At 44.6% G+C, this 404-nt stretch carries 1 protein-coding gene; it reads left to right on the top strand.

What is annotated here, in order from left to right:
• A partial coding sequence (locus AB4585_RS29250) for a hypothetical protein (RefSeq protein ID WP_372172319.1) occupies positions 1-404 on the top strand: 404 nt, incomplete at both ends.

The following is a 404-nucleotide window of genomic DNA, read 5'->3' on the forward strand; positions in this document are numbered from 1 at the left end:
TAACAAGCTACTTCCAGTATGGAAAAAATTAGACAATAGAAAGTGGCTTGATTCTGCGTATGCGCATTGCTTACAGCAACGCCAGCGTGACTTAGTGGATAAAGGAATTAATGAGTGGGTTAAGGGTAAGAAAGGCTTTCCAGTATGGCGCAAACGCCAAGTAGCTCACCACTCAACCATGCGCTTTCCATCAGCAAAGAAACAAATTGGCATTGAGCGTAACCATATCAAGTTGCCTAATGGATTGGGTATGGTTCGTTATCACAATAGCCGTGACGTAGTGGGCGAACTTCGTAATGCTACCGTGGCGCTTAATGCTGTGGGAGAGTGGAATATTTCAATCATGTGCTTAGTGGATGTTGAACTACCAGAGCACGTACAAGGCGAAACGACAGGTGTTGATA

The sequence above is a fragment of the Vibrio sp. 10N.222.49.C9 genome (assembly GCF_041474985.1).
Lineage (GTDB): Bacteria > Pseudomonadota > Gammaproteobacteria > Enterobacterales > Vibrionaceae > Vibrio > Vibrio crassostreae_C.